This window comes from Streptomyces sp. NPDC059994, assembly GCF_042737755.1.
Lineage (GTDB): Bacteria > Actinomycetota > Actinomycetes > Streptomycetales > Streptomycetaceae > Streptomyces.
This window is the reverse complement of record NZ_JBHWUR010000032.1, coordinates 61,131-70,040: the sequence shown is the minus strand read 5'-3', so window position 1 is coordinate 70,040 and position 8,910 is coordinate 61,131. Positions and strand designations below refer to the sequence as shown.

General features: G+C 69.4%; 7 protein-coding genes and 1 pseudogene. 4 read left to right on the top strand and 4 right to left on the bottom strand.

The features are described 5' to 3' along the window. Positions 1-97: 97 nt before the first annotated feature. Complete coding sequence (gene rpsB / locus ACFWA7_RS18325; protein WP_385823861.1) at positions 98-1,042, bottom strand: 30S ribosomal protein S2; 945 nt, start codon at positions 1,040-1,042, stop codon at positions 98-100. A gap of 468 nt (positions 1,043-1,510) precedes the next feature. On the opposite strand from rpsB, the gene ACFWA7_RS18320 reads away from it, so the two are divergent. Continuing rightward, a complete protein-coding gene (locus tag ACFWA7_RS18320; RefSeq protein ID WP_385823859.1) occupies positions 1,511-1,945 on the top strand; it encodes a murein hydrolase activator EnvC family protein in 435 nt (144 codons plus the stop codon). Positions 1,946-2,012: 67 nt separating this feature from the next. Here the strand turns inward: ACFWA7_RS18320 and ACFWA7_RS18315 are convergent, their stop codons facing one another. From ACFWA7_RS18315 to ACFWA7_RS18305, 3 genes and pseudogenes are all read right to left on the bottom strand, one after another. Beyond that, on the bottom strand, positions 2,013-2,570 hold the full coding sequence (locus ACFWA7_RS18315; RefSeq protein ID WP_385546431.1) for a TetR/AcrR family transcriptional regulator: 558 nt from the start codon (positions 2,568-2,570) through the stop codon (positions 2,013-2,015). An 81-nt stretch (positions 2,571-2,651) separates the two neighbouring features. Continuing rightward, positions 2,652-3,494, bottom strand: a complete 843-nt coding sequence (gene whiG / locus ACFWA7_RS18310) for an RNA polymerase sigma factor WhiG (protein WP_385546376.1) — start codon at positions 3,492-3,494, stop codon at positions 2,652-2,654. A gap of 241 nt (positions 3,495-3,735) precedes the next feature. Further along, a pseudogene (locus ACFWA7_RS18305) lies at positions 3,736-4,281 on the bottom strand (DNA-processing protein DprA); the annotation flags it as partial. 82 nt (positions 4,282-4,363) lie between these two features. Here ACFWA7_RS18305 and ACFWA7_RS18300 point away from each other — a divergent pair. From ACFWA7_RS18300 to ACFWA7_RS18290, 3 genes are read left to right on the top strand one after another with little or no spacing between them, the layout of a single operon-like run. Beyond that, positions 4,364-5,506, top strand: coding sequence for a tyrosine-type recombinase/integrase (locus ACFWA7_RS18300; protein ID WP_385823858.1), 1,143 nt, complete (start codon positions 4,364-4,366; stop codon positions 5,504-5,506). Next, complete coding sequence (locus tag ACFWA7_RS18295; RefSeq protein WP_385823856.1) at positions 5,503-7,980, top strand: tyrosine-type recombinase/integrase; 2,478 nt, start codon at positions 5,503-5,505, stop codon at positions 7,978-7,980. Before ACFWA7_RS18300 ends, ACFWA7_RS18295 begins: the two co-directional genes overlap by 4 nt. Next, positions 7,977-8,504: a DUF6262 family protein gene (locus ACFWA7_RS18290; RefSeq protein ID WP_385823854.1), complete on the top strand. Its 528-nt coding sequence runs from the start codon at positions 7,977-7,979 to the stop codon at positions 8,502-8,504. The genes ACFWA7_RS18295 and ACFWA7_RS18290 overlap by 4 nt, the downstream gene beginning before the upstream one ends. Positions 8,505-8,910: the final 406 nt, after the last annotated feature.

Sequence of the window (8,910 nt, the reverse complement as noted above, 5' to 3'; positions counted from 1 at the left end):
TTTCACTCTTTTTCTTAATTTTCTCGGGGGCTCGGGGGTGCGGGCGGGGGCACAGCATGTGCCCCCGCCGTCACCGCCGAAGCGAAGACCGTGAAGGTCAGGCCTGCTCGGCGTCCGCGGCCGGAGCCTCGTCGGCCGGAGCCTCAGCAGCGGCCTCGGCCGGCTTCTCGGCGTCGGCGGCCGGAGCCTCGACAGCGGCCTCGGCCGCAGGGGCCTCAGCGACGGGGGCCTCAGCCGCGGGGGCCTCGGCGTCGTCGGCCTTCTTGTCGCCCTCAAGCAGGTCGCGCTCCCACTCGGCGAGCGGCTCGCCGGCGGCCTTCTCGCCCGGCTTCGAGTCACCGGTGGCGGCGCCGGAACGGGCGATGAGGCCCTCGGCGACGGCGTCGGCGATCACGCGGGTGAGCAGGGTGACGGAGCGGATCGCGTCGTCGTTGCCCGGGATCTTGTAGTCGACCTCGTCGGGGTCGCAGTTCGTGTCGAGGATCGCGACGACCGGGATGTGGAGCTTGCGCGCCTCACCGACGGCGATGTGCTCCTTCTTGGTGTCGACGATCCAGACGGCGCTGGGAACCTTCGACATCTCGCGGATACCACCGAGGGTCTTCTCCAGCTTGGCCTTCTCGCGCGAGAGGACCAGGAGCTCCTTCTTGGTGAGACCCGAGGCCGCGACGTCCTCGAAGTCGATCTGCTCAAGCTCCTTGAGGCGCTGCAGACGCTTGTAGACGGTGGAGAAGTTGGTCAGCATGCCGCCGAGCCAGCGCTGGTTCACGTAGGGCATGCCCACGCGAGTCGCCTGCTCCGCGATGGCTTCCTGAGCCTGCTTCTTCGTACCGACGAACATGATGGAGCCGCCGTGCGCGACGGTCTCCTTGACGAACTCGTAGGCGCGGTCGATGTACGACAGCGACTGGAGCAGGTCGATGATGTAGATGCCGTTGCGCTCGGTGAAGATGAAGCGCTTCATCTTCGGGTTCCAGCGACGGGTCTGGTGACCGAAGTGGACGCCGCTTTCCAGCAGCTCCCGCATCGTGACGACGGCCATGGCCGTACTCCTTGAGGTACTCGGTTATCGCGACTGCCGGGTGGCTGCCGCGCCTGACGCCCCGATGCGCCGTGCCCCGCACCGTGTGACAGGTGAAGGACCGAGAGGCGCGGCCAGTGGTCTGGACCACCGGCGGGGCGTGCGAAGTCGACCCGGTGACCCGGATCGCCACAAGAAGTGTACGGGACCCTCACCGTGCCGGGTGACGCCACTGTCCACAACCGGCTGGTTGTCCACAGCCCCGGCCCATGATCACCGAGAAACGCCGTACTTCGCGATGCTTCCTTCATGAACCGCACGCACCGCACGCACCGCACACCAGGCCGCCGCTGCTTACACCGCGCCCTGCTCGCCCTGGGGGCGACGGGGGTGGCGGGGGCATCCCTGACGGCGGGCGGGCCGGCGGGAGCGCGGGGAGGAGTCGCGCCCGCGCCAGTGGCCTTGGCCGGCGCCATGGAGGCCCGGGGCTTGGCCGCCGGCAGGCCATGGCCCGTCCCCGGTCCACCGGTGGTCGTACGGGGCTGGGACCCCCCGGCCACGCCGTACGGCCCCGGCCACCGCGGCGTCGACCTGGCGGCGCCACCGGGAGGGGAGATCCGTGCGGTCGCGGCGGGCCGGGTGACCTTCGCCGGCCCCGTCGCGGGCCAGGGCGTCCTGACGATCACCCTGGACGGCTCCGGAAGCCCACCACTCCGGACGACGTACGAGCCGGTCCACGCCCTCGTCCACCCGGGCGAGCGCGTGTCGGCGGGGCAGCGGGTGGCGGTTCTGGACGCGGAACCGCCACATTGCGGGAAGGAGGGGTGCCTGCACTGGGGGCTGAAACGGGGGGATGCCTATGTGAACCCGCTGGCTCTGGTGCGTGGGGGGCATTCGCGGCTGCTGCCGGTGATGGGGGGGTAGGGCGGGCGGGGGGTTAGGGAGGGGGCGGGGGGGGAGGGAGGGGGGCGGGGGGGGAGGCCCCCGGGGGTCAGCCGACCACGCCTCGCAAGGCCATTCCCACCGCCGCGTCCGTGATCGCCGCCGGGTCTTCCGCCGCGCCTAGTTCGATGCGGCGGACTGCGGCGTCGACCACGCCCTGGAGGAGCGTCGCGGCGAGGCGTGGCTGGGTGTGGCCCAGGTCGCCGAGGGCTTCCACGATCATGGCGATGAGGCCGCCGTGGGCGGCGCGGATCTTCTCGCGGGCGCCGGCGTCGAGCTCGCTGGCGGAGATGGCGACGACGGCGCGGTGACGCTGGTCGCCGACGAGCTCCAGCTGGCGGCGTACGTACGCCTCGACCTTCTCCTCCGGCCCGGCGGCCTGCTGCATGGCGGCTTCGATGTCGGCCGCCCACTGCGGGAAGTCGACGGAGCAGAGCTCTTCGACGACGGCGGCCCTGGAGCGGAAGTACTCGTACACGGAGGACCGGGCGAGCCCGGTTCGCTCGGCCAGGGCGGGGAAAGTCAGGGCGTCGGTGCCGCCCAGGGACAGCAGGGAGCGTGCGGCGTCCAGCAGGGCGGCGCGCTGCATGGCGCGGTGCTCGGCCACTGAGGCCGCTCGAATCCTTGGCACCGCTCCACTGTAAGGCTGGGGCGGGATCCGCGGAGGGGCGATTTTCCGGGGTGGTGCTCAGCGGCCCACGTCGGCCAGTTTGGCCCGCAGCTGGAGGACGGACTTCGTGTGGATCTGGCTGACGCGGCTCTCGGTGACGCCGAGGACGTTGCCGATCTCGGCGAGGGTGAGGCCTTCGTAGTAGTAGAGGGTGACGACCGTCTTCTCGCGCTCGGGCAGTGTGTTGATGGCGCGGGCGAGCAGTCTGCGCAGCTCGCGGCCCTCGGCGACCTCGACGGGGTCGTCGGCGGCGGTGTCCTCCAGGGTGTCCATGAGGCTGAGCCGGTCGCCGCCCTCGCCGCCGCCGTGCAGCAGCTCTTCGAGCGCGACCACATTGGCGAGCGACAACTGGCTGAATACGGCGTGCAGTTCCTCGACCGCGATGCCCATCTCGGCCGCGACTTCGTTCTCCGAGGGCGTACGGCGCAACTGTGCTTCGAGGGTCGCGTAGGCGCGCTCGACGGCGCGGGCCTTCTGCCGTACGGAGCGCGGGATCCAGTCGAGGGCGCGGAGTTCGTCGATCATCGCGCCCCGGATGCGCGTGATGGCGTATGTCTCGAACTTGATGGCCCGCTCGATGTCGAACTTCTCGATGGCGTCGATGAGTCCGAAGACTCCGGAGGAGACGAAGTCGGCCTGTTCGACGTTGGGCGGCAGCCCGACGCTGACCCGGCCCGCGACGTATTTGACCAGCGGCGAGTAGTGCAGGATCAGCTGTTCGCGCAGGCGCTCGTCGCCGCTGTTCTTGTACGAGCGCCACAGTTCGTCGACGGACGAGGGCGCCGGTGGTCGCACGGTGCCGCCGGCGCGGGCAGCGGGGGGAGCTGCCGTGCGATCAGACCCGGAGGTGTGCTGGGGCATTCGTTGCCTTGAGCCGTTCTGCTGTGACGTGAGCGGGGAGCTGTCTCTGCTGCGGGGTTCTCGTGAGCGTAGCGTGACCGGGCTGTTGCGGTGCGCAAACGTCGGGGGATCGGGCTTGCCCGGTGCGGGCGGCCGGTCGCGCGCGGGGGCGGGGGCCGTCGCGGGGTGCGTCGGCCCCGAAAGCGCTGGCGTGCGGCCCTCGGTGGTCATCGGCCTTACCTTTTCACCCGAATGCTCCAGGTCAAGCACCGCCTCGCCGCGTGCCGGGCGTACGGAGCGGACTCGACGTCAACCGCCAGCCGTCCCCTTCGCGTTCGACGAACCCCAGGGAGTGCAGTTCGTACAGCCTGCCGAGTGCTTCCTCGGGCGTGGTCGCCGCCTCGCGGGCGATGTCCCGTACGGGGGCTTCGCCATGGCCGGGCAGAGCGTCGAGTACGCGCGCGGTGGCGGGGGCGAGGAGGTCCCTGGGCAGGACGGGGCCCCGGCGTGCCGGGGCCAGTTCGCCCATCTCCCCCACAAGTTCGACGATTTCGGCGGCATCGGTGACCAGGGCGGCGTCGCCGCGCAGCAGTTCGTGGACTCCGGCGGAGAGTCCGCTGGTGGCGGGTCCTGGTACGCCCATGGTGTGGCGGCCGAGCCGTTGGGCGTTTCGCGCGGTGACAAGGGAGCCGCTGCGGTACTCGGCCTCGACCACGACGGTGCCCCGGGTGAGGGCCGCGTTCTCCGGGGGTTCGGTAGCTGTGGTGTGACGCTGCAACTCCCCTTCTCGTTGGGGATGTTGCAGCGGTACTCAAGGGGTGTGGCTCTGCGGTGGATCGTTGCGATTGTCTCGTGGAGTGGGGATACACGTGCGGGCTTTCCCTGTACGGATGCCGTCGGGCACCAGGTACTGGACCGTGGTGGATGACGACCTGGTGGTGATGGAGAGCGCTGATCGGTTCCTGCGGGAGCTGAGACTCGCGCGGGACCGGGCGGAGAGTACGACGAAGTCGTACGCGGAAGGGGTGTCTCTGTTTCTGCGCTGGTGCGTGCGCACGGGACGCGACTGGCGGACCGCGGTCCGCGATATGGGCCTGTTCATGCTCTGGCTCAAGTGGACGCCCGGCGACGGCGGACAGCACGTGACCGTGGTGCCGGGGCCGGGCTCGAAGCCGGTCCGGGGCCAGAGCCGGATCAACAAGGTGCTGACCGCGGTCCGGATGTTCCTGACCCACGCCGTGGTGAACAAGGCGGTGCCGGCCTGGGTGCTGGAACAGCTCTACGAGCTCGGCGACGACCGGGACCTGCCTTACGAGGCACGCGGAGAGAACGGCGGGCTGCGCTACCGGCTGCGCGCCCGCCACCGGCTCCAGGAACCGGAGACCGACGTCGACCGGGCCAGCGACGAGGAGATCGTCGCGATGTTCCTCGCCTGCCGCTCGGCTCGTGACCGGCTGATCCTGCTGCTACTCGCCCGGGTCGGTCTCCGGCGCGGTCAGACCGCGGGTCTTCACCGCACCGACCTCCACCTGCTGATGGACTCGCGGTCCCTGGGCTGCGCCGTCGAGGGCGCCCACCTGCACGTCGTCCGGCGACAGAACGAGAACAACGCCTGGTCCAAGCGCCGGGCCTCCGTCTGGTTCCCCGTCGACTTCCTGGTGGTCCAGGCTTTCGATCAGTACGCGGTGGAGCGCTTCGAGCTGCTGGGGGCCGGCGGCAGCGACTTCCTCCTGGTCAACCTCTTCCGCCCGCCCTACGGCTCCCCCGTCACCCCGGACGCGATCGGCGAGCTCGTGGAGTCGCTGGCCAGGCGGGCCGGGCTGGACCGGCCGATCTCCCCGCACATGTGTCGCCACGCCATGGCCAGCAACGTCGCGGACGCGGGCGGCAGCCTCGACGAGGTCCAGGCCCTGCTGGGTCAGAAGAACCCCGCCTCGGCACGGCCCTATCTGCACCCCAAGGCGGCACGGCTGCGTGAGGCGGTCGAGCGGGTTCCCTCACCGCGGCAGCTGAGCGAGGGAGAGTCCCGGTGACCCTGGCCCTTGCTCCGGCTCGCCCGATCGAAGACCCGCTCACTGCTGAGCTCCTGGCGGCGCTGAAGCCGGACTTCCTCAGCACGATGAGCTGGGATTCCAGTGTCCGGGTGCTGACCTTCCCGGCGGGTCACCCGCTGTTGGGAGGGCCTCAGTGCCTCGTGGTCGGCTGCGAACAGATGGCCTTCGTGAAGGCCCACCGCGGGATCTGCGTCGCCTGCTGGCAGCAGATGGAACGGCGGGGCCAGGAGTTCGAGGACTTCGTCGCGAACACCGTGCGGTCCTGGCGAGGGATCGGGATCTCCAACTGCCGGGTCCCGCACTGCGCGAGGCCCTGGATGACGTCGACCAGACCGTTGTGCACCACCCACGGTCACCAGCAGGAGAACATCTTCTGCCTGCCGGTGGAGGAGTTCATCCGTCATCCGGACGTCCGGCCGCTGCCGGGCTTCGGGCCGTGTCAGGTCGCGGCCTGCGCGAGGGATCGGCACGGCCGAGGTCCCTACTGCCATGCCCATACGAACCGGTGGAAGATCGTTCGCCGAAATGGCTATGCGCACGACGAGGAGACGTGGCGGCGGACAGCGACCGGAATCGCCGAGTCGGGGAAGGTCAGCCTGCGCGGCCTTCCTGACCGGGTCGTCGCCGAACTCCTCTACGGCCTGCAACAGCGTTACGCCGAAGGAATCCGACAGCTCGACGGGGACACCCGAGGCATCGCCGATCTTGTCCGGGCCCAGCAACTCGGCTCACTGAGCGAACTCGACCCGAGCCCGCTGCCCAAGAACCTCCAGCGACTCCTGAGGGGCATCCTCAAGCACTGCGACCGCTCCCAGCTGTCGCCGGAGACCGAGCGTCACAAGGACACCTGGGACGGTGCCGCCTTCGGATTCGCCGGGAACTTGTACTTCAGCGAGATCAGTCAGCCCTGGCTGCGTGAGGCCGCCAAGAGTTGGGCCGTCGATGACGTTCCTGGACGCCGCGGCCACAAGATCAGAAACACCGTCCAGAGTCAGATCAACTCGCTGGCACACCTCTCGGCGAGCCTCCGGCTCAACCGGGCTGACGGGGGCACCGCCCCGCGGCTGCTCGTCCGGGAGGACGTGCTGCACTTCCTCAACCGGCTCCGATTCCTGCACGAACGAGAGGAGATCAGTGCGGTCCGCCGCTGCCGGATCGGCCGGGACGTCAGACGGCTGCTGACCAGGATGAGAACGCTCGGCCTGGACCAGCCGGGTCACCCGCTGCACGGCCTGAGCAGCGACTTCTGCCTGCGCTGGGAGGACGTTCCCGACGATCCGGAGGACACCGAGGCCGGCCACGACCTCCCGCCGGAGGTGATGCGCCAGCTCTGCGACCGCCTGAACTCGCTGGGCTCCGGCGAGGACCCGGTGATCCGCACCGTCGTCGAGCTGCTCATGGACACCGGACGGCGCCCCGGCGAGATCCGCACCCTGGGCTGGGACTGCCTCGAACGCGACAGCGACGGCAAACCCGTGCTGGTCTATGACAACCACAAGGCGCTCAGGAACGGGCGGCGGCTGCCCATCCCCGAGGCGACCGCAACGGTCATCCTCGATCAGCAGAAACGTGCGCGGGCCCGGTTCCCGGACACCCCGGTCAAGGGCCTCAAGCTGCTTCCCTCGATCCGGATGAACCCGGACGGCACGAAGCCGGTCAGCGAAGGGTGGATCAGCGACGCCCATCGGAACTGGGTCGACTCGCTGCCCGACTTCCGCGTCCCCACCGTGGTCCTGCGCGACGGCGAACGCGTCACCGAGATGCTCCCCTACGACAAGGCGAACATCTTCCCCTACGCCTACCGGCACACCTACGCACAACGACATGCCGACGCAGGCGTCCCCATCGACGTCCTCAGAGGGCTTATGGATCATCGCCAACTCGACACCACTCAACGCTATTACCGCGTTGGCGAGACCCGCCGCCGAGAGGCCATCGACCGCGTCACCGCCATGCAGTTCGACCGGCACGGCAACCGCGTCTGGCGCCAGGCCAAGAACCTACTCGACTCCGAACACGCCCGCCGAGCCGTCGGCGAAGTCGCCGTTCCCTACGGCGTCTGCTCCGAGCCGTCGAACGTCGCGGCCGGCGGCCACGACTGCCCGGTGCGGTTCCGCTGCGTCGGCTGCGGTCACTTCCGCACCGACGTGTCCTATCTGCCGGACCTGGAGGCATACCTGGCTGATCTCCTGCGGAACCGGGAACGGCTCGCGGCCTTCGCGGACGCCGATTCCTGGGCCAAGAGCGAAGCGATGCCCTCGGATGAGGAGATCACCCGGGTGAGACGCCTGGTCCGCCGCGTCCGCGAGGACCTCGCCGGCCTCACCGGCGAAGACCGGACCCAGATCGAGCAGGCCGTCGGCCTGGTCCGCAACAGCCGCCACGTCGTCTCACTCGGAATGCCAAAGATCCGCCAGCCGCTGCCCGACCTCCGTCCCGGAAGAGCCTCATGACCGCCCCCATGATCGAAGGAAAGCAGGCCGACTCGGCCCGTCGGCGCGAACGCGTCCTCAAGGCCATCGACGCGGCCCTCCGAAGCGGCGAGGACATCACCGTGTCCGGGCTCGCTCGCGAGGCACGGGTCGACCGCACCTTCCTCTATCGACACCGGGACCTGCTCGAACGCGTCCACACCGCCGCGGCCAGCCCACCGCCCGAAGGGCGGCAGGCAGCCGTGACCAGGGCCTCGCTCCAGGCCGACCTGGCCAACGCGCTGGAGCGCAACACGCGGCTCACACAACGGGTCCGGCAATTGGAGAGACGCCTCTCCGAATCTCTCGGAGACTCCGCATGGGCCGACTCCGGGCTCGGCGCCCCGACCGACGTCGACCAGCTACAGCGGCGCATCGCGATGCTTGAGCAAGAACTCGCGGAAGTACGGGATCAACTCGACGAACGAACCGAGGAGCTCGCGGCGGCGCGAGGCGCCAACCGCGAGCTGACCCGGGCGTTGAACCAACCGGCGCCGCCTCGTTAACCAGCCGGGTCAGGTCGTTGCTTAGCCGATCCGTGTCCCCAGTGCTCAGTCAGAGGCTCGTGGCACTCGTGAACGATCTCGCCCGTCTCCTGGTCGATCACAGACTCGTCGTATTGATCGCTAACGCGATCAATACGACGGTACTTGTCCATCCACCGTCCTGAGCTCTTCATCAGCTCGTCCCCCGCACGGAGCTCGAAGTCCGGCTTCTTCACTCCGGGGCGCTTCCCTTTCAGGTTCTTCACGAGCTCGTGAAACTCACCCGAATCCGACGCTTGAACGTCGATGACTCGGTCTGGGGCACCGCACGAGGGGCAGGGAGTTCCTGGAGGCTCTGCCGCCGCAGCTACAGGGTCCGGGAAGACATGATCGCAGTTGGAACAGCGGGCCCCTGATATGCCATCGC

Excerpts from the sequence above, each read along its gene's own strand:
- ACFWA7_RS18290 (WP_385823854.1), top strand. The coding sequence starts at position 7,977 with ATGACCGCCCCCATGATCGAAGGAAAGCAGGCCGACTCGGCCCGTCGG.
- ACFWA7_RS18300 (WP_385823858.1), top strand. The coding sequence starts at position 4,364 with ATGCCGTCGGGCACCAGGTACTGGACCGTGGTGGATGACGACCTGGTG.
- whiG (WP_385546376.1), bottom strand. The coding sequence starts at position 3,494 with ATGCCCCAGCACACCTCCGGGTCTGATCGCACGGCAGCTCCCCCCGCT.
- rpsB (WP_385823861.1), bottom strand. The coding sequence starts at position 1,042 with ATGGCCGTCGTCACGATGCGGGAGCTGCTGGAAAGCGGCGTCCACTTC.